Annotated in this window: 20 protein-coding genes; 15 read left to right on the top strand and 5 right to left on the bottom strand. The window is 66.5% G+C overall.

What is annotated here, in order from left to right; translation table 11 throughout:
• Positions 1 to 4 precede the first annotated feature (4 nt).
• Positions 5 to 400, top strand: coding sequence for a VOC family protein (locus AC4ELS_RS26415; protein ID WP_448447601.1), 396 nt, complete (start codon positions 5 to 7; stop codon positions 398 to 400).
• Here AC4ELS_RS26415 and AC4ELS_RS26410 read toward each other — a convergent pair.
• Positions 337 to 1,062, bottom strand: coding sequence for a DUF6597 domain-containing transcriptional factor (locus AC4ELS_RS26410; protein WP_448447599.1), 726 nt, complete (start codon positions 1,060 to 1,062; stop codon positions 337 to 339). The genes AC4ELS_RS26415 and AC4ELS_RS26410 overlap by 64 nt on opposite strands.
• A 42-nt stretch (positions 1,063 to 1,104) precedes the next feature.
• On the opposite strand from AC4ELS_RS26410, the gene AC4ELS_RS26405 reads away from it, so the two are divergent.
• A complete protein-coding gene (locus tag AC4ELS_RS26405; protein WP_064884609.1) occupies positions 1,105 to 1,659 on the top strand; it encodes a TetR/AcrR family transcriptional regulator in 555 nt (184 codons plus the stop codon).
• On the opposite strand, the gene AC4ELS_RS26400 is transcribed toward AC4ELS_RS26405, so the two are convergent.
• On the bottom strand, positions 1,645 to 2,619 hold the full coding sequence (locus AC4ELS_RS26400) for an NAD-dependent epimerase/dehydratase family protein (RefSeq protein ID WP_448447597.1): 975 nt from the start codon (positions 2,617 to 2,619) through the stop codon (positions 1,645 to 1,647). The two genes, AC4ELS_RS26405 and AC4ELS_RS26400, sit on opposite strands and share 15 nt — an antisense overlap.
• A 40-nt stretch (positions 2,620 to 2,659) precedes the next feature.
• Here AC4ELS_RS26400 and AC4ELS_RS26395 point away from each other — a divergent pair, with 40 nt between their 5' ends.
• On the top strand, positions 2,660 to 3,826 hold the full coding sequence (locus AC4ELS_RS26395) for an NADH:flavin oxidoreductase (RefSeq protein ID WP_061262997.1): 1,167 nt from the start codon (positions 2,660 to 2,662) through the stop codon (positions 3,824 to 3,826).
• Here the strand turns inward: AC4ELS_RS26395 and fadD17 are convergent.
• Genes fadD17 through AC4ELS_RS26380 form a run of 3 tightly spaced genes read right to left on the bottom strand, consistent with a single transcriptional unit; the run spans position 3,823 to position 7,629 of the window.
• Entirely contained in the window at positions 3,823 to 5,334 is a 1,512-nt protein-coding gene (fadD17, locus tag AC4ELS_RS26390) for a long-chain-fatty-acid--CoA ligase FadD17 (protein ID WP_448447595.1), read from the bottom strand. The two genes, AC4ELS_RS26395 and fadD17, sit on opposite strands and share 4 nt — an antisense overlap.
• Positions 5,335 to 5,336: 2 nt before the next feature.
• On the bottom strand, positions 5,337 to 6,434 hold the full coding sequence (locus AC4ELS_RS26385; RefSeq protein WP_064884616.1) for an acyl-CoA dehydrogenase family protein: 1,098 nt from the start codon (positions 6,432 to 6,434) through the stop codon (positions 5,337 to 5,339).
• 13 nt (positions 6,435 to 6,447) lie between these two features.
• Complete coding sequence (locus AC4ELS_RS26380; RefSeq protein WP_065148027.1) at positions 6,448 to 7,629, bottom strand: acyl-CoA dehydrogenase family protein; 1,182 nt, start codon at positions 7,627 to 7,629, stop codon at positions 6,448 to 6,450.
• A 165-nt stretch (positions 7,630 to 7,794) separates the two neighbouring features.
• Between AC4ELS_RS26380 and AC4ELS_RS26375 the strand changes: the two genes are divergently transcribed.
• The 12 genes from AC4ELS_RS26375 to AC4ELS_RS26320 all read left to right on the top strand — a co-directional run bounded on the left by AC4ELS_RS26375 (position 7,795) and on the right by AC4ELS_RS26320 (position 19,556).
• Positions 7,795 to 7,986, top strand: a complete 192-nt coding sequence (locus AC4ELS_RS26375) for a ferredoxin (RefSeq protein ID WP_036391771.1) — start codon at positions 7,795 to 7,797, stop codon at positions 7,984 to 7,986.
• Positions 7,987 to 7,998: 12 nt separating this feature from the next.
• Positions 7,999 to 8,916, top strand: coding sequence for a 3-oxoacyl-ACP reductase (locus AC4ELS_RS26370; protein ID WP_064884620.1), 918 nt, complete (start codon positions 7,999 to 8,001; stop codon positions 8,914 to 8,916).
• 271 nt (positions 8,917 to 9,187) lie between these two features.
• Entirely contained in the window at positions 9,188 to 9,952 is a 765-nt protein-coding gene (locus AC4ELS_RS26365; protein WP_064884622.1) for an MlaE family ABC transporter permease, read from the top strand.
• Positions 9,949 to 10,791 carry an ABC transporter permease gene (locus AC4ELS_RS26360; RefSeq protein WP_064884624.1) on the top strand — a complete coding sequence of 281 codons (843 nt, stop codon included), beginning with the start codon at positions 9,949 to 9,951 and terminating at the stop codon, positions 10,789 to 10,791. Before AC4ELS_RS26365 ends, AC4ELS_RS26360 begins: the two co-directional genes overlap by 4 nt.
• A 6-nt stretch (positions 10,792 to 10,797) precedes the next feature.
• Positions 10,798 to 12,000: an MCE family protein gene (locus AC4ELS_RS26355; protein WP_448447590.1), complete on the top strand. Its 1,203-nt coding sequence runs from the start codon at positions 10,798 to 10,800 to the stop codon at positions 11,998 to 12,000.
• On the top strand, positions 12,000 to 13,049 hold the full coding sequence (locus tag AC4ELS_RS26350) for an MCE family protein (protein ID WP_064884629.1): 1,050 nt from the start codon (positions 12,000 to 12,002) through the stop codon (positions 13,047 to 13,049). The genes AC4ELS_RS26355 and AC4ELS_RS26350 overlap by 1 nt, the downstream gene beginning before the upstream one ends.
• Positions 13,042 to 14,100: a virulence factor Mce family protein gene (locus AC4ELS_RS26345; protein WP_064884631.1), complete on the top strand. Its 1,059-nt coding sequence runs from the start codon at positions 13,042 to 13,044 to the stop codon at positions 14,098 to 14,100. Before AC4ELS_RS26350 ends, AC4ELS_RS26345 begins: the two co-directional genes overlap by 8 nt.
• Positions 14,097 to 15,491 (top strand): virulence factor Mce family protein, encoded by a 1,395-nt coding sequence (locus AC4ELS_RS26340; protein ID WP_064884633.1) that lies wholly within the window; start codon positions 14,097 to 14,099, stop codon positions 15,489 to 15,491. Before AC4ELS_RS26345 ends, AC4ELS_RS26340 begins: the two co-directional genes overlap by 4 nt.
• Positions 15,488 to 16,684 carry an MCE family protein gene (locus AC4ELS_RS26335; RefSeq protein ID WP_498888561.1) on the top strand — a complete coding sequence of 399 codons (1,197 nt, stop codon included), beginning with the start codon at positions 15,488 to 15,490 and terminating at the stop codon, positions 16,682 to 16,684. The genes AC4ELS_RS26340 and AC4ELS_RS26335 overlap by 4 nt, the downstream gene beginning before the upstream one ends.
• Positions 16,685 to 18,373, top strand: a complete 1,689-nt coding sequence (locus AC4ELS_RS26330; RefSeq protein ID WP_448447587.1) for an MCE family protein — start codon at positions 16,685 to 16,687, stop codon at positions 18,371 to 18,373.
• Positions 18,373 to 19,071, top strand: a complete 699-nt coding sequence (locus tag AC4ELS_RS26325; RefSeq protein WP_448447585.1) for an Rv1363c family protein — start codon at positions 18,373 to 18,375, stop codon at positions 19,069 to 19,071. Before AC4ELS_RS26330 ends, AC4ELS_RS26325 begins: the two co-directional genes overlap by 1 nt.
• On the top strand, positions 19,071 to 19,556 hold the full coding sequence (locus tag AC4ELS_RS26320) for a mammalian cell entry protein (RefSeq protein WP_498888564.1): 486 nt from the start codon (positions 19,071 to 19,073) through the stop codon (positions 19,554 to 19,556). The genes AC4ELS_RS26325 and AC4ELS_RS26320 overlap by 1 nt, the downstream gene beginning before the upstream one ends.
• Positions 19,557 to 19,595: the final 39 nt, after the last annotated feature.

The following is a 19,595-nucleotide window of genomic DNA, read 5'->3' as shown; positions in this document are numbered from 1 at the left end:
AGGTATGGCGTTGAACCTGAACTCGGCGGTCATCGAGATCGTCACGAGAGACCTGCCACGAGCCCTGGATTTCTACCGGCTGCTGGGCCTGGCGGTTCCCGAACCGGACGGGCCGCACGTCGAGGTGGCATTGCCCGGCGGAAACCGGCTCGCCTTCGACACCGAGGAGGTGATCGCCGGGATGCACCCCGGCTGGGCACCTCCAACCGCGCCCGGACGGGTGGCCCTGGCTTTCGGGGTTGATGCACCCGCCGACGTCGACGCGCTCTATGCGCGGCTCACCGGCGCGGGGTACCTCGGAACGCTCGAGCCGTTCGACGCGCCGTGGGGGCAGCGCTACGCGACCGTCGAAGACCCCGACGGGACCTCGGTGGACCTGTTCGCCGCACTGGATGACTGACGTAGTTGGTGCAATCCGACGCCCGCCAGCGCGCGGACCTCGCGGTACAGGTGGGGCTGGTCGGAATAGCCTGCCCGCACGGCGACCGCGCTTGAGCTCGCGCCGGTGCCGAGCAGCCCGACCGCGCGACGGAACCGGAGGACGCGGCGCACCGTCGCCGGCCCGTATCCGTAGACCGCGACGCACTGCCGCTGCAGCGTTCGGCTCGACCATCCGGCGTACCGCGCTGTCGCAGTGACCGATTCGCCGGCTGCCAGCCGGCGCGTGACGTCACGAAGCATCGGTAAGGGCCACGGCGTGGTCTCGGTGCGGGGCCGGTGCGATGCCAGCGCTTCGGTGAGCTCGTAGAGTGAACGGCCCTCGTCGATCCGGCAGAGTTCGCGTAGTTCGACCCGCGTATTGCGCAGCTCGTCGGCTGGGACGCCCAGTAGCCGCGGCAGGACTCCGGGACGAAACCGCAATCCCTGCACCGGATCCCGACTGCCTGCAGTGATGAACGCCGTGGTGTCGGGGCCGGCGACGATGATCGTGTCGTCCATCTGGATCAGGTCCATGCAGCCGTCGGGCAGAATCCGGCCGGGTTCTGCCGGGCCGGTGCGTACCCACCGGCATTCGACGAGTTCGCTCAGGCGTGGCGGCGGATCATGTTCGCGGTAGCCCACGTCGCCGACGCTACCCGTGCCGCCATGCGGTTGAATCGGGGAATGACCGGCCGACCACGCGACACGTCGATCGACGAGCGCGTGCTCGCGGTCACCCGCGAGTTGCTGGTCGAAGTGGGCTGGGACGACCTGAGCGTCCGGTTGGTGGCGGTACGGTCCGGGGTGGGCAGGTCCAGCCTGAACCGGCGCTGGGCGTCGAAGGCCGAGCTGGTGCTGCACGCGATCCTCGGCGAATCACCCGACATGTCACCGTTTTCCGGCACCGACCTGGCGGGCTGGATCGACTGGGTGGTGCGTGGCAGTCATCAGCTGTTCAGTCGCCCGGACGTGAGCGAGGCCGTGCCGGGGCTGCTGCTGGCCCTGAGGGAGAACGCCGCGTTGCGTAAGGCGTTGTGGGACGGGTTCAGCGGACCTGCGATCGAGATGTTCGCCGCCAGAGGATACGGGACCGAATCGGACGCGAAGGCTGTGCTTTCCATGGCGGCTGGGGCGGCGTTGTTCACGACCACGGTGGCGACCGACGACGATTCGCCCGAACTGCAGGAGCACCTGGTGCGCCTGCTCAGCCATGCCCTCGGGGTGTCACCGGCCGAATGACGCCAGCATGGCGGCCTGAGGTGAACGCCAGGCCTCGATATCGAGGTCGGTGAGCGTGCTCTTGTCGTCGGTCGGGGTGGCAGCGGTCAGCAGCGTCGCTGCCTCGTAGCTGATCCCGTCACCGAGCGGCAGTACCCCACCGACCAAATCGGACAACCAGCCGATACCGCGGAACAGTCCGCCCGGCACCGGAATCCGGCGGATCCTGTGTCCTCGGCCCTGCTCGAGCACATCGATCATCTCGTTGAACGACACCATCACACCGCCGCAGACATAGCGTCTGGGGCCGAGCCCCGACACCATCAGCCGCTCGTGGACGAGCGCGACGTCGCGCACGTCGATCATCTGCATGCCACCGGTCATCCGCGGTGCCACACCAGCCTTGGCGATCGGTGCCCAGCCGCGCTCGGTGACCCCGGCGGCGGTGAAGAACGCCGGGCCCACCACGCTCGACGGGTAGGTGACCACGACCGGGGCGCCGTCGTCCTGCAACCGTCGGGCCACCCGATCGGCATAGGCCTTGGTCTGGGCGTAGGGGCTGCGGCCCGGCGCGGGTGGGGTGTCGGCGGAGATCACCCCGTTGGGTGGTGGGAACAGTGAGCTGTAGCTGCTGACCGAGACGATGGGGTCGAGCCCGGCCTCGACGGCGCGGTTCAGCACGGCCTCGGTCGCGTGCGCGTTGATCTCCCACATCAGCTGTTCGCGGCGGCGGTCGGTGCCGACGATGCCTGCGGCGTGGATCAGAGCGTCGCAGCCCGAGAGCAGCTTCCCGACGGTTTCCCCGTCGCGGATATCGCCCTCCAGCACCGACATTTCGCCCATGGCGGCTAGGTGTCCGATCACCTCGTCGTCGCCGCAGCCCGGTGCGACCAGTAGGCGGATCCGATGCCCGGCGGCCAGCAGGCCCCGAACGGTGTGGGCCCCGAGATAGCCGGTGCCTCCGGTCACTGCGATGTGCATGATCCGTCTCCCGTTTGCCTGCTACGTTGTTTCGATGCCAATGGTATCGAAACCGTTCACGCCGATGCAGCTGGGGCCGTTGACCCTCAAGAACAGGTTCATCAAGGCCGCGACGTTCGAGGGAGTCATGCCGCGTGGCCAGGTCACCGATGACCTGATCGACTTCCACACCGAGGTGGCCCGCGGCGGCGCGGCGATGACCACGGTTGCCTACTGCGCGATCTCGCCGGGTGGCCGGGTGCATCGCGACACCGTCATCCTCAACACCGACGCGGTGCCTGCGCTGGGGCGACTGACCGACGCGGTGCACCGAGAGGGCGCACTGGTCTGCGCCCAGATCGGACACGCTGGTTTGGTCGCCAACACGCTGTCCAACCGCACACCCTCGCTCGCGCCGAGCACCAGGATCAGTGCGCCGGCAATGGGACTGGTGAAGGCGGCCACAACGGAACAGCTCGACACCGTGGTCGACCAATTCGGCACGGCCGCGCGCAACGCTGTCGAGGCGGGGTTCGACGCCGTCGAGATCCACATGGGTCACGGCTACCTGCTGAGCTCGTTCTTCAGCCCCGGCCTCAACAAACGCCACGACATCTACGGCGGCAGCACCGCCGGACGCGCAGAACTGGCCCGCCGCGTCGCCGAGCGGGTCCGCGGCGAGGTCGGCCATTCCGTCGCGGTGACCGCGAAATTCAACATGGATGACGGTGTGCGCCGCGGCTTCTGGCTCACCGACAGTCTGCCCACGGCGAAATTGCTGCAGGCCGACGGTCATCTGGACGCCCTGCAACTGACCGGTGGCAGCTCGCTGCAGAACCCGATGTACTACTTCCGGGGCGAGGTCCCGATCGACGAGTTCATCGCCTGCCAGCCGAAGGCGGTGGGGCTGGGTCTACGGGTACTCGGCTCGAGGCTGTTCAAGACCTATCCCTTCGAAGAGGCGTACTTCCTGCCGCTGGCTCGGCAGTTCCGCGCGGCACTGACCATGCCGTTGATCCTGCTGGGCGGCGTCAACGAGCTGGCCACCGTGCAGGCGGCCGTGGACGAGGGATTCGAGTTCGTCGCGATGGGTCGGGCACTGCTGCGAGATCCAGCCCTGGTCAACAGGTTTGCCGAGGGCTCGGCGACCGCGGGACTGTGTGTGCACTGCCAGAAATGCATGCCGACGGTGTACATCGGCGGCACCCGCTGCGTGGTGCGTGGCTAGCGGGAGATCGGCCAGACCGGGTCGGCGCAGTCGGTGCCCTCGGCCGTCAACTGCCGCTTGATCACCTTGAACGTCTCGGTGCGTGGCAGCGCATCGCCGATCCGCACATACGACGGCCACTGTTTGGGGCCCAGATCGGACTGCTCGGCCAGGAAGGCGCTGAACTTCTGCGGGTCGAACGGCGTGCCTGCCGTCAGCACCAGCGCAGCCATCACCTGATCACCCACATCGGGGTCGGGGATCGGATACACCGCCACCTCGGCGACATCGGGGTAGCGCAACAGGATTCGTTCGATCGGCGCGGTTCCCAGGTTCTCGCCGTCCACCCGCATCCAGTCGCCGAGCCGTCCGGCGAAGTGCGCATACCCGTCCTCGTCGAGGTAGGCCAGATCGCCCGTGTGGTAGACGCCGCCGGCCATGCGGTCCGCTTCGGCGTCGGGATCGTTGTAGTAGCCGCGGAACCAACCCGCGCCGGTCGGGTTTACCAACTCGCCGACCACCCCGGGCGGGCACGGTTCACCCGTGTCCACATCCACGATCGCCACCTGGTCGGTGAGTGGGCCCAGGGCGCCTTCGGGGGTGTCGGGCGTGCGGGCGATCGCGACACCGCCCTCGCTGGAACCGAACCCGTCGACCACCGTCACGCCGAATCGCTCGGCGAACCGGCTCAGGTCCCGCGGCGCACCCTCGTTGCCGTAGAGGATCCGCAACGGATTGTCCGCGTCGTCCGGCGCAGGTTCGGTGGCCAGGATGTAGGACAGCGGCTTGCCGACGTAGTTGGCATAGGTGGCACCGAAGCGCCGGATGTCCGGCATGAAACCGGATGCGGAGAACTTGCGCCGCAACGCAATCGACGCACCGGCCGCGGCGGCGACGGCCCAGCCCGCCATGATCGCGTTGGAGTGGAACAGCGGCATCGAGAGGTACACGGTGTCGGCCGGACCAAGCTCGAAGCGGTCGGCCAGCATCCGGCCCGGGAACGCCACCTTGTCGTGGGTGACCCGTACCGCCTTGGGATCCCCGCTGGTTCCCGAGGTGAAGATGAGCATGAAAAGGTCGTCGGCCGACAGATCGGCGAACGTCACCGGGGTGTCCCGATACGACGCGAGTTCGGCTGCCCAGTCTTCGGATTCGACGTCGATGAAATCCACCCCGGGCGGGACCGCGTCCGGATTGTCGGCCAGGACGAGCTGACAATCGGCCTTGGCGATGTCGCGGGCCAGCGCCTCGCCGCGGCGGGTCTGGTTGAGCCCGACGGGGACCAGCCCGTCCAGGCCCGCGGCCACCAGCAGGCTGGAGAAAAACGTGGTGTTGCCGAGCAGTGCCCCGACATGCGGGGGTTTGGAGGGGCCCAACCGGGCCCGCAGCGCCGCGGCCAGTTGTGCACCGGCGGCGATGTGGTCGGCCCAGCTGACGAACGAATCCTCTTGGTAGAGGCCACGGTCAGTGACCTGTGCCAGCGGGACCAGCAGCTCGGTGACCGTCGGGCCTGCGGTTGGACCCCCCATCCTTAGACCGGCGTGTCCGCGAGTTCGCGGCCGATGCGCAGCAACTGCCCGGTCGCCCCGCCGAGGTTGAACTCGGTCTGCTTGGCGGCCAGGAAGTACCGGTGCACCGGGTGGTCCATGTCGATACCGACACCGCCGTGCACGTGCACCGCGGTATGCGCGACGCGGTGGCCCGCCTCGGCAGCCCAGAACGCCGCACTGGCGACATCGATGTCGGCGGGCAGATCCTCGGACAGCCGCCACGCCGCCTGGGTCAGTGTCAGGCGCAGGCCCTTCACGTCGATGTAGCCGTCGGCCAGCCGTGACGAGACAGCTTGGAAGCTGCCGATCGGCCGGTCGAACTGCTCGCGCTCGCGGGCGTACTCGGAGGTGAGCTCCAGCGCGCGTTCCAGCACGCCGAGTTGGAACGCGGTGCGGGCCAACGCCGCATGCGTGGTCAGCCAATCGGCGACTTCGGCACCGCCGACGACGCGCGCGGCGTCCACCGTGGTGCCCTCGAGCTCCAGCAGGGCCACGCTGCCCTTGCCGGTGGTGCTGAGCAGGCTGACCGTCACACCGGGATCATCCCCGGACACCAGAAAAACGCTGACTCCGGAATCGGTTTCGGCCGGAACCAGGAACGCGTCGGCGATCGGCCCGTAGTGCACCTGGGTGCGGGTACCGGTGAGTTTGTATCCCGCGTCGTCAGCTTGAGCCTGTACCGGTCCCTGGCCCATTTCGCCGTCCAGGGCGACAGTGAGGATCTTGTTGCCGGACACCGCGGGCGCGGCCCACTGGGTGCGCAGTTCCTCGGATCCGAACGCGGCCAGCGCGCCCGCGCCCAGTACCACCGAGTCCACGTAGGGCACGGCAGCCAGCTGGCGGCCGAGCGCCGTCAGCACGGCGGTCTGCTCGAGCACGCCGAGACCACCGCCGCCCACCGATTCGGGAGCCGCCGCCGACAGCACATCGGCCTCGACCAGCTTGGCCCACAGATTGGCGTCGAACCGCTGCTCGAGCCCGTCGAGCTCACGCTGACGTTCGGGTGTGCACACCGATTCGGTGATCGTGCGCACCAGGCCACCCAGGTCGGTGGCCTCTTCGGTCGTCTTGAAATCCATTGGTGTGCCGTCCTTACCGGTTGACCCTGGGCAGGCCCAAAGCGACCATGCCGATGATGTCACGCTGAATCTCGTTGGTGCCGCCGCCGAAGGTCAGGATCAGCGCCGACCGGTGGAACCGCTCGATGCGGCCACGCAGGAGCGCGCCCTTGCTGTCCGGGCGCAGCGTGGCCGCCGTGCCCAGCACCTCCATCAGCAGGCGGTAGGCCTCGGTGGCCAGCTCGGTGCCGTACACCTTGGCCGCCGACGCATCCGCCGGAGAAGGAGCCTCGTCCTGGGCAGAGGCCAGCTCCCAGTTGATCAGCTTGAGCACCTCTGCCTTGGCGTGCACCCGGGCCAGGTTGAGCTGCACCCACTCCGAGTCGATGACCCGCTTGCCGTGCACGTCCTTGGTGTTCTGGGCCCACTCGCGGACCCCGTCCAGCGCGACGTAGATCGGCTGCGAAGAAACGAGAGCCACCCGCTCATGATTGAGCTGATTGGTCACCAGCTTCCAGCCGGCGTTCTCCTCGCCGACCAGGTTGGTGACCGGGATGCGCACGTCCTGGTAGTAGGTGGCGCTGGTATCCACACCCGACATGGTGTGCACCGGGGTCCAGGAGAAGCCCTCGGCCGTCGTCGGCATGATCAGCATCGAGATGCCGCGGTGCTTCTTGGCCTCGGGATTGGTGCGCACCGCGAGCCAGACGTAGTCGGCGTAGGCGATCAGCGACGTCCACATCTTCTGGCCGTTGACCACGTAGTCGTCACCGTCGCGGACGGCCGTGGTGCGCAGCGCCGCCAGGTCGGTGCCCGCGCCGGGCTCGGAGTAGCCGATGGAGAAGTGCAGCTCACCCGCGGCGATCTTGGGCAGGAAGAACTTCTTCTGCTCATCGGTGCCGAAGTGCATGATCGTCGGCGCGACGCTGTTGATCGTCAGGAACGGCACCGGCGCACCGGCGATCGCGGCCTCGTCGGTGAAGATCAGCGACTCCATGGGCGTACGCGCCTGGCCGCCGTACTCCTCGGGCCAGTTCAGCGTCAGCCAGCCGTCCTTGCCCATCTGCGCGACGGTCTCGCGGTAGATGTTGCCGCGTCCCATCTCGCCTTCGGACGAGCTGAGTGCCTCAACCCGTTCGGGTGTCATCAACTTGGAGAAGTACGCGCGCAACTCGCGGCGCAGCTCCTCCTGCTCGGGGGTGTAACCGATCCGCATTGCGCTGCATCCTCACTGCTTGATAGACCTGCGTTCTCACCTGGTTGTAACACGTTCTAGTCTTAGGATCCAGGCCGGTGCCTGACCGGTATCCGTCAGGTGTGGTCGTATTCTGTGGCTGCACGCACGCAGCCCCGTGTGCGCACACGTCGTGAGGAGGTCGCCATGCGAGTAGAAGTTGACCGTGACCGCTGTGAAGGTAATGCGGTCTGCGTGGGTATTGCCCCCGATTTGTTCGATCTTGACGACGACGACTATGCCGTGGTCAAGTCCGATCCGGTGCCTGCCGACCAGGAGGATCTGGCCGAGCAGTCCATCGCCGAATGCCCCCGTGCAGCCCTGATCCGAAAAGACTAGAGGTATTCATAAATGACCGACGACGCTCAGATCGATCTGTCCGGAAAAGTGGCCGTGGTCACCGGCGCTGCAGCGGGCCTGGGCCGCGCCGAAGCCATCGGCCTGGCCAAGGCCGGGGCGACCGTGGTGGTCAACGACATGGCCGCCGCGCTGGAGGGCTCTGACGTCCTCGACGAGATCGCTGCCGCCGGCGCCAAGGGCGTCGCGGTAGCCGGAGACATCAGTGCGCGCTCGACCGCCGATGAGCTGGTCGCGACCGCCGACGGGCTGGGTGGCCTGGGCATCGTCGTCAACAACGCGGGCATCACCCGCGACCGGATCCTGTTCAACATGAGCGACGAGGAGTGGGACGCGGTCATCGCCGTGCACCTGCGCGGCCACTTCCTGCTGACCCGCAATGCCGCCGTCTACTGGCGCAACAAGGCCAAGGCGGGGGACGGGACGGTCTACGGCCGGATCATCAACACCTCGTCGGAGGCCGGGCTGTCGGGCCCGGTCGGCCAGCCCAACTACGGCGCCGCCAAGGCGGGCATCACTGCCCTGACCGTGTCGGCCGCCCGGGCCCTGGAACGCTTCGGCGTGCGGGCCAACGCGATCGCGCCGCGGGCCCGCACCGCCATGACCGCAGGCGTCTTCGGCGACGCGCCCGACGGGGCCGAAGGGCAGATCGACCCGCTGTCGACCGACCATGTCGTCACGCTGGTACGTTTCCTGGCCGCTCCGGCCTCCGAAGCTGTGAACGCTCAGCTGTTCATCGTCTATGGTCCAACTGTCACGTTGGTCGCGCCGCCCACCGCCGAGAAGCACTTCACTGCAGACTCCGACGCCTGGAACGCCGCAGACCTCAGCGGGACACTGCACGACTACTTTGCTGATCGTGACCGGACGCGTGGATTCTCAGCCACCGAGCTGATGGCTTCACGAGACTGACAGTCTCGTTGGAGGTCGCTCAACGCAACTGAAACGTGTTTCAGTTGATAGTCGGCCTAACATGTCCTGAGCTGGGAAAACCGCTGTTGAAGCTAATATTTTGAATTCTTTGACAGTGCGAACATGTTCTAGTTAATATGATCCGGCTCACTAAGAGCGCACTAAGACCAAGGGGTGGGAGGGCAGCCACGACATGTGGCCGTCAATTTTTCGCTAACGCGAGTTTCCGCAAAATTTCCCCATCCGAAGTACCCCGAGAACGGAGCCCAGGTTGATCGAACAGCTTGCGGTTCCGGCCCGGGCCGTGGGCGGCTTCGTCGAGATGTCCTTGGACACCTTCGCCAAGATGTTCCGTCGACCGTTCCAGTTCAAAGAGTTCCTGGATCAAACCTGGATGATCGCCCGGGTCTCGCTCGTGCCGACCCTGCTGGTCGCCATCCCGTTCACGGTTCTGGTCGCGTTCACGCTCAACATTCTTCTTCGCGAGATCGGTGCGGCCGATCTGTCCGGCGCCGGCACCGCCTTCGGCACCATCACCCAGCTCGGCCCCGTCGTGACGGTGCTGGTGGTGGCCGGTGCAGGTGCCACCGCGATCTGCGCCGACCTCGGCGCCCGCACCATTCGCGAGGAGATCGACGCGATGCGGGTGCTGGGCATCGATCCGATCCAGCGCCTGGTGGTGCCCCGTGTGCTCGCGTCGATGTTCGTCGCGCTGCTGCTCAACGGTTTGGTGTGTGCGATCGGCATCGCCGGCGGCTATGCCTTCTCGGTATTTCTCCAGGGCGTGAACCCCGGAGCTTTCATCAACGGATTGACCGTGCTGACCGGGCTCGGCGAGCTCGTGCTGGCCGAGATCAAGGCACTGCTGTTCGGCGTGGTGGCCGGCCTGGTCGGCTGCTACCGCGGGTTGACCGTCAAAGGAGGCCCGAAGGGTGTCGGTAACGCAGTGAACGAAACGGTGGTCTACGCCTTCATCTGCCTGTTCGTGATCAACGTGATCATGACGGCTATCGGGGTTCGGGTGCTTGTCCGATGAGTTATGACGCCACCCTCCGCTTCCGGCGGCTGTTCCGGGGCGTGCCCAAGACCGTCGACAACATCGGCGAGCAGGCACTGTTCTACGGCGAGACGATGCGGTACCTGCCCAACGCGGTCAACCGCTACCGCAAGGAGACCATCCGCCTGGTAGCCGAGATGACCATGGGCGCAGGCGCGTTGGTGATGATCGGTGGCACCGTCGGTGTCGCGGCCTTCCTCACCCTGGCCTCGGGCGGTGTCATCGCGGTTCAGGGCTACTCGTCGCTGGGCAACATCGGCATCGAGGCCCTGACCGGCTTCCTCTCGGCATTCCTCAACGTGCGCATCGTGGCACCCGTGATCGCCGGCATCGCCCTGGCCGCCACGATCGGCGCAGGCGCCACCGCCCAGCTCGGCGCGATGCGGGTGGCCGAGGAGATCGACGCCGTCGAAGCGATGGCGGTCCACGCGGTGTCCTATCTGGTCTCCACCCGGTTGCTGGCCGGGCTGATCGCGATCGTTCCGCTGTACTCGCTGTCGGTACTCGCCGCGTTCTTCGCAGCACGGTTCACCACCGTGTTCATCAACGGGCAGTCGGCCGGCCTGTACGACCACTACTTCAACACCTTCCTGATACCCAGCGACCTGCTGTGGTCCTTCCTCCAGGCGATCGTGATGGCCATCGCGGTGATGCTGGTGCACACCTATTACGGCTACAACGCCTCCGGCGGGCCGGTCGGCGTGGGTATCGCGGTCGGTCAGGCCGTGCGTACCTCCCTGATCGTGGTCGTCACCATCACCCTGTTCATCTCCCTGGCCGTCTACGGCGCGTCCGGCAACTTCAATCTCTCCGGGTAGGCGGCGATGTCAGACGCAACCTCCAAGCACCGCAGGCATGTGAGGATCGCGGCGGCGATCCTGGCGGCGATCGTGGCCGCCGCGGTGGTGTTCACCTACCTGTCCTACACAGCGGCATTCACGCCGACCGACACCGTCAGCCTGACTGCGCCGCGGGCAGGCCTGGTGATGGAGCGCGACGCCAAGGTGAAGTACCGCGGCATCCAGATCGGCAAGGTCTCCGAGATCGCCTACGCCGGCCACGAGGCGAAGCTGACGCTTGCCATCAAGCGCGGCGAGATGCGCTACATCCCGTCCAACGCCACCGTGCGGATCGCCGGCAACACGATCTTCGGCGCCAAGTCGGTGGAGTTCCTCGCGCCGGACAAGCCGGAAGGCTCGCTTCGGCCGGGCAGCACGGTGGCCGCCAAGGACGTGCAGCTGGAGGTCAACACCCTGTTCCAGACGCTGTCGGATGTGCTCAACAAGATCGACCCGGTCAGCCTGAACGCCACGCTGTCAGCACTCGGTGAGGGCCTGCGGGGCCACGGCGACGATGCGGGTGCGGCCTTGTCGGGCTTGAATTCCTACCTGCAGCAACTGAACCCGAAGTTGCCGACGCTGCAGGAGGACTTCGCCAAGGCCGCGGTGGTCGCCAACATCTACGGCGACGCCGGCCCCGACCTGGCCCGGATCATCGACAACGTGCCCGCGCTGAACAAGACCATCGTGGATGAGAAGACCAACCTCAACGCCACGCTGCTGTCGGCGACCGGGCTGGCCAACAACGGCACCGCCACTCTGGAGCCCGCGGCCGACGACTACATCGCGGCGATCCAGCGGTTGCGTGCACCGCTGAAGGTGGCCGGAGATTATTCGCCGGAATTCGGCTGTCTCCTGCGCGGTGTGTCCATCGGTGTCGACCGGTTCGCCCCGATCATCGGCGGTATCCGGCCCGGCCTGTACGTCAACTCCAACTTCCTGCCCGGGTCCCCGGCGTACACCTATCCGGAGAGCCTGCCGATGGTGAACGCCTCCGGCGGGCCGAACTGCCGCGGACTTCCCGACGTGCCCACCAAGCAGTTCGGCGGCAGCTGGTACCGCGCCCCGTTCGTGGTCACCGACAACGCGTACGTGCCGTTCCAGCCGAACACCGAGGTGCAGTTCGACGCGCCGGCGACCCTGCAGTTCCTGTTCAACGGTGCTTTCGCAGAAAGGGACCGATTCTGATGGCGACCGGCGCAGGTACTGACCGGACCATGCTCAAGGTCGGCATCTTCACTGTGGCGATGCTGTTGGTGGCGGCCATGCTGGTGGTGGTCTTCGGCGAGTTCCGCTTCGCCTCGGCCAACAGCTACCACGCCACGTTCAGCGAGGCGTCGCGGCTGAAGGCCGGGCAGGACGTCCGCATCGCCGGCGTTCCCGTGGGCAAGGTCCACGACGTGAAGCTCAACGACGACAACACCGTCGACGTCGCGTTCGACGTCAACAAGCGGTACCAGCTCTACACCTCGAGCCAGGCCAAGGTGCGCTACCTGAACCTCGTCGGTGATCGTTTCCTGGAGATCACCTCGGGCCCAGGGGAACTGCGCAAGCTGGCGCCCGGCGGGACGATCCCGGCGCAGAACACCCAGCCGGCCCTGGACCTCGACGCGCTGCTGGGCGGATTGCGGCCCGTGCTCAAGGGTCTGGACGGCGCGAAGGTCAACGAGATCTCCAACGCGGTGATCGAGATGCTTCAGGGCCAGGGCGGCGCGTTGGCGAACATGCTGACCAGCACGAGCGCCTTCACCCAGAACCTGGCCGCCCGCGATCAGCTCATCGGCGACGTCATCACCAACCTCAACACCGTGCTGAGCACGGTGGACGAAAAGGGCTCGCAGTTCGACACCAGCGTCGACGAGTTGCAGAAGCTGATCACCGGTCTGTCCGAGGGACGCGATCCGATCGCCGGCGCGATCGCACCCCTGGCCTCGGCCGAGAACGATCTGACCGACATGCTGGAGAAGTCCCGCCGCCCGCTGCAGGGGGTCATCGAGAATGCCCGGCCGCTGGCGCAGCGCATGGACGAGCGGAAGGGCGACATCAACAAGGTCATCGAACCGCTGGCCGAGAACTACCTGCGGCTCAACGCTCTCGGTGCCTATGGCTCGTTCTTCAACATCTTCTACTGCTCGGTTCGGTTGAAGGTCAACGGACCGGCAGGCAGCGACATCCTGATTCCGTTCGGCGGTCCGCCGGACCCATCCAAGGGGAGGTGTGCGCCGACCAATGGCTAGTTCGCGCGAGTCGAATCCCGTGCGCACCGGGATCCTCGGCATCTTTGTGGTGGCATGCCTGGTGCTGGTGTCATTCGGTTACACCGGCCTGCCGTTCTTCCCGCAGGGCAAGCAGTTCGAGGCCTACTTCAGTGATGCCGGTGGGATCTCTCCGGGCAACGACGTCAACATCTCGGGCATCACGGTCGGGAAGGTCACCGACATCGCCCTGGCCGGCGACTCGGCCAAGGTCAAATTCACCGTGGACCGCAACATCAAAGTCGGCGATCAGTCGCTGGTGGCGATCAAGACCGATACGGTGCTCGGCCAGAAGTCGCTTTCGGTGACCCCGAAGGGCGTAGGTACGTCGACGGTTATCCCCTTGGGACGCACCACGACTCCGTACACGCTGAACACTGCGCTGCAGGACCTCGGGCAGAACGTCAGCGAGTTGGACAAGCCGAAGTTCGAGCAGGCGCTGCAGACACTGACCGATACGTTGCGCGACGCCACCCCGCAGTTGCGCGGTGCCCTGGACGGCGTCACGAATCTGTCCCGCACCATCAACAAGCGGGACGAGGCCCTGGAGGGGCTGTTGACCCACGCCAAGCGGGTGTCGGATCTCCTGGCCAACCGCGCCGGGCAGGTCAACCAGCTGCTGAACGACGGCAATCAGCTGTTCGCCGCGCTCGATGAGCGCCGGCAGGCGCTGAGTAACCTGATCGCCGGCATCGACGATGTGTCGCACCAGCTTTCGGGATTCGTCGCGGACAACCGCAAGGAATTCAAACCGGCGCTGGAGAAGCTCAATCTGGTGATGGACAACCTGCTGGAACGGCGCGAGCACATCGGTGAGGCGCTCAAGCGGTTGCCGGGATATGCCACCGCGCTCGGCGAGGTGGTCGGTAACGGCCCCGGCTTCAACATCAACCTGTACGGCCTGCCGCCGGCAGCGATGTCCGAGGTACTGCTGGACACCTACTTCCAGCCGGGCAAACTGCCCGACAGCCTGTCCGATATGTTGCGCGGCTACATTTCCGAGCGAGTGATCGTTAGGCCGAAATCGCCATGACCCAACAGAACCCGGCATCCGGCCGCAACCGGTGGATGCGTATCGCACTGGCCGTGGTGCTGCTGGCGGTCCTGGCCGTCGGCGTCTACCAGGTGTGGCCGTCGCGCACCGGCCCCAAGCTCACCGCGTACTTCACCAATGCCGTCGGGTTGTACCCGGGCGACGAGGTGCGGATCGTCGGCGTGCCGGTGGGCACGATCGACTCCATCGAACCGCGGCCCTCGGATGTCAAGATCGAAATGACCCTGGACCGCGGCGTCAAGGTGCCTGCCGATGCCAAGGCGCTGATCCTGTCGCCAAACCTGGTGTCGGCCAGGTTCATTCAGTTGACCCCCGCCTACACGGAAGGCGACGTGATCGCCGACGGCGCGTCGATCGGACTCGACCGCACCGGAGTGCCCGTCGAATGGGACGAGGTCAAGGAGCAACTCACCCAGCTCAGTTCGCAACTCGGACCGCAGGCCAACTCGGTGCAGGGCCCGATCGCGGCGTTCGTCGACCAGGCCGCGACGACGTTCGACGGCAACGGCGACTCGTTCCGCAATGCGCTGCGTGAGTTGTCCCAAACCGCAGGCCGGTTGGGTGATTCGCGGACCGATCTGTTCGGCACGGTGAAGAACCTGCAGATCCTGGTCGACGCGCTGTCCAACAGCAACGAACAGATCGTGCAGTTCACCAATCACGTGGCGTCGGTGTCGCAGGTGCTGGCCGACAGCTCCAGCGGGCTCGACCAGACACTGGGCACGCTCAATCAGGCACTCGGCGACGTCCGCGGATTCCTGAACGAGAACAACGAGGCGCTGATCGCCCAGGTGGGCAAGCTGGCCGACTTCACCCAGATTCTCACCGACCACAGTGACGACATCGAGCAGATCCTCCACGTCACGCCCAACGGCCTGGCGAACTTCTACAACATCTACAACCCGGCGCAGGGCACCGTCGGTGGTCTGTTGTCGCTGCCAAACTTTGCCAACCCGGTGCAGTTCCTGTGCGGTGGCAACTTCGACACCGGCTCGACCCCGGACAACTACAAACGCGCCGAGATCTGCCGGCAGCGAATGGGTCCGGTCCTGCGCCGCATCACGATGAACTACCCACCGGTGTTGTTCCATCCGGTCAACACCATCACCGCCTACAAGGGCCAGATCCAGTACGACACCCCCGAAACCGAAGCGAAGTCGGAGACGCCGGTGCCTTACCTGCAGTGGCAGAACGCACCCGGCGTCACGCCGCCGCAGATCCCGCCGGACGCGACGCTGAGCTCGTTGATCCTGCCGCCGGATGCACCCGCGCCGGCACCTGGAACCGGAGTCGGGCCCGCGCCAGGACCTGCGCCCGCGCCGGGACCCGTGGCCGCGCCCGCACCCGCTGAGGCTGGTGCCGGCGGATGATGAGGGGTAAAGCATTGAGGGGTAAGGCATCCCGCATCGGCAGTCGCACCCTGGCGATCGGCAGTGGCGCCATGCTGCTGGCCGGCTGCCAGTTCGGCGGTCTCAACTCGCTGAACATGCCCGGTACCGCCGGGCACGGGTCCGGCTCCTACACCGTCACGGTGCAGTTGCCCGACGTGGCGACCCTGCCGCAGAACTCGCCGGTGATGGTCGACGACGTCACCGTCGGCAGCGTGTCGGGTGTGGATGCGGTCCAGCGTCAGGACGGCACCTTCTATGCGGCGCTGCAACTGTCGCTGAACGGTGACGTGAAGCTCCCGGCGAATGCCGTTGCGCGCGTTGCCCAGACCTCGCTACTCGGCTCCCAGCACATCGAGCTGTCCGAACCTGTCGATCAACCGGCCGAGGGGCGACTGGCCCAGGGTTCCAACATCTCGCTGTCCCAGACCGACCGTTATCCGACCACCGAGGAAGTGCTCTCCTCGCTGGGCATGGTGGTCAACAAGGGCAATCTCGGTGCGCTGCAAGACATCACCGATGAGGCCTACGCGGCCGTCGCCGGACGGGCCGGAACCTTCGCCGATCTCATCCCGCGGCTGGCCGAGCTGACCGCGTCACTGGACCGGCAGACCAACGACATCATCGCGGCCGCGGACGGGCTGAACCGGTTCGCGTCGATCCTGGCCCGCAGCCAGGACAGCCTGGGCCGCACACTCGACACCCTGCCCGGCGCGCTCAAGGTGCTCAACGACAACCGGTCCAACATCGTCGACGCGTTCACCGCGCTGCGCAGCTTCGCCCAGGTCGGCTCGCGGATCCTGTCGCAGACCAAGGACGATTTTGCGGCCGATCTCAAGGATCTCTATCCGGTGATCAAGGCGTTCAACGACAACGCCGACGACTTCATCAAGGACCTGGAGTTCCTGCCGACCTTCCCGTTCCACTACAAGTATCTGCGCCAGGCGGTGCGAGGCGACTACCTGAACGTCTACGTCACCTTCGACCTGACCCTGCGGCGGTTCGGTGAGTCGATCTTCACGACCGGAGCCTTCGACCCGAACATGCAGCACCTCAACGAGGTGATCAATCCGCCGGACTTCCTGACCGGGGCGATGGCCAACTTGTCCGGCCAGGCGGCCGATCCGTTCAAGATCCCGGCCGGAACTGCGACCCAGCACGAGGAGAAGCCGTAGATGATCGACCGGCTCACCCGTATGCAGCTGATGATCTTCGGGGTCGTCACCATCCTCACCGTGGGTGCCATCTCGCTGTTCTATCTGCACCTGCCCGCTGCGGTGGGTATCGGCACCTACCACGTCAACGCCAACTTCCTGGCCGGTGGCGGGATCTACCAGAACGCCAACGTCACCTACCGTGGCGTCACGGTCGGCCGGGTGGATTCCGTAGGCCTGGCACCCGACGGCGTGGTCGCCAAGATGCAGCTCAACAGCAACACGGCGATACCCGACAACGTCATCGCCACGGTCAAGAGTGTCTCGGCCGTCGGCGAGCAGTACATCGACCTGATCCCGCCGGAGTCACCGTCGACCAACAAGCTGCGCAACGGCGCCACCATCGAGCAGGACAACACCCGGGTCGGCCAGGACATCGCCGGGATGCTGCACGAAGCCGACACACTGGTCAGCAGTATCGGCAACAGCCGGCTGCAGGATCTGCTGCGTGAGACGTTCAAGGCGTTCAACGGGTCGGGGCCCGAACTCGCCCGGTTGATCCAATCCTCACGTCTGCTGATCGACGAGGCCAACGCCAACTACGGCGAGACCACTCAGCTGATCGATCAGGCCGGGCCGTTCCTGGAAGCCCAGATGCGTAGCGGCGACAACATCCGCTCGCTGGCCGACGGGCTGGCCCGGTTCACCGGTGAGGTGAACAAGGCCGATCCGCAGCTGCGCGCCACCCTCAAGACCGTTCCGGGCACCACCGAGGCGGCCAACACCGCATTCAGCGGTATCCGGCCGACCTTCCCGGTGCTGGCGGCGAACCTGGCGAACTTCGGCCGCATCGGGGTGATCTACAGCAAGTCCCTCGAGCAGGCGCTGGTGATCTTCCCGGCACTGATGGCGGCGCTGAGCACGGTCGCCGGCGGGGCACCTGCCGACGAGGGCGCCAAGCTGGACTTCAAGATCGACCTCGGGGACGCGCCGCCCTGCTTGACCGGGTTCGTCCCGCCGACCCAGATCCGATCTCCGGCCGACGAGACGCTGCGTGAGCTGCCGTCCGATCTGTACTGCAAGACCGCACAGAACGACCCGGCGGTGGTGCGTGGTGCGCGCAACTACCCGTGCATGGAGTTCCCCGGAAAGCGGGCGCCCACCATCCAGCTGTGCCGCGATCCCAAGGGCTATGTGCCGGTGGGCAGCAACCCGTGGCGCGGCCCGCCGGTTCCGTACGGCACGCCGATCGAGGACGGGCGTAACATCCTGCCGCCCAACAAGTTCCCGAACATCCCGCCGCAGGTGGATCCGGATCCGGGCCCGCCCGTCGTGCAGTTGCCACCCGGGGTCGAACCCGGCCCGGGCCCCGCGCCGCACGCGCCGTTCCCGCTGCCGGTGCCGCCGAACAAGCCGGGCACACCGCCTCCGCCGTGGCCGTACTTCGCACCGCCGGACCAGATCGTGCCGCCGTACGGCCGGACGCCTCCCGGGGCTCCGGCAGCCCCGGCTCCGGCGCCGGCTCCGGAAGCGCCGTTGCCGGCCGAGGCACCACCTCTGGCCAGCGCACCGATGACGGGCACCTACGATCAGCACAGTGGGGTCTTCGCCGACGCCGACGGAGGCACCGGCGTGTACGCAGCCGGCGCCGACAAACTGGCGCCAGCGGAGACCTGGGTAGACCTGATGTTGGATCCAAGGCAGGCTTGATGATCGAAGAAACCGCCTCGAATACGAGGCCGGTCCGTAGGCGCGCGTCAAGGGCGGCCGGCCCGACCGGGGCCGGGACGGCAGGCGAGGTGACCCAGACCGTGCCTTTGGTGGAGCCTTCCACCAAGGCGGCGGCCAGGGCCTCGCAGCCGACACCGCTCAAGGCGCCGCCCCGGCGGCGCGCCCACCGCACCCTGGTGGCCCTGGTGGCAGCACTGACTTTGGGTCTGGGGACCGCTGCGCTGGGTGCGCTGGCCTATGTCATGCGCGATCAGCAACATGCGGTCGATGCCCTGCAGGCCCGCGACGAGAGCTTCGTCGACACCGGCAAGCAGACCGTGATCAACATGTTCAGCTACACCCAGGACACGATCGACGAAAGCGTCAACCGCTTCATCGACGGCACCAGCGGCCCCCTGCGCGACATGATGAGCCAGGGCAACAACGCCGACAACCTCAAGGCGTTGTTCCGCGACACCAACGCCAGCTCGGAGGCTGTGATCAACGGCGCGGCGCTGGAGAAGGTCGACGAGATCGCCCGGAATGCCTCGGTACTGGTGGCGGTGCGTGTCACGGTCACCGACGTGGACGGCGTCAATTCGCCGACTCGCCCGTACCGGCTGCGGGTGATCGTGCACGAGGACGACAACGGGCACATGACCGGATACGACCTCAAGTACCCCGACGGCGGAAACTGATGCGCTCTAAACTCACTGCCCTCCTGATCGGCCTGTTGACGACGGCCTTCGTCGGGTTGGCCGCCGTAGGTGGCTCGCTGTACTGGAACCGCGTGGCGCAGCAGGGTCAGGAGACGGCCAGGACCGAACTCCCTGCGCTGGCCGCCGAACAGATCCCGAAAGTGTTCGGTTACGACTATCAGACCGTCGAGCGCAGCCTGATGGAGACGTACCCGCTGCTCGCCCCGGACTTCCGGCAGCAGTTCGAGAAGGACGCCACCGCCAAGGTGATCCCCGAGGCACGCAAGCGTCAGCTGGTGGTGCAGATCAGCGTCGTCGGCATCGGTGTCATGACGGCGCAGCGTGATTCGGGGTCCGTCATGGTGTACATGAACCGCACCGTGACCGACCAGTCCCGCCAACCGCTCTATGACGGCAGCCGACTGAAGGTCGATTACCGCAAGATCGGCGGGAACTGGCTGATCAACGCGATCAACCCGATCTAGTCACCTGACCCGAAGCGGGCCGGCGCTCAAGGAATTCGC

The sequence above is a fragment of the Mycobacterium shunyiense genome (genome assembly GCF_058270035.1).
The sequence above is the reverse complement of the archived record's forward strand: the minus strand, read 5'-3'. Positions and strand labels throughout refer to the sequence as shown.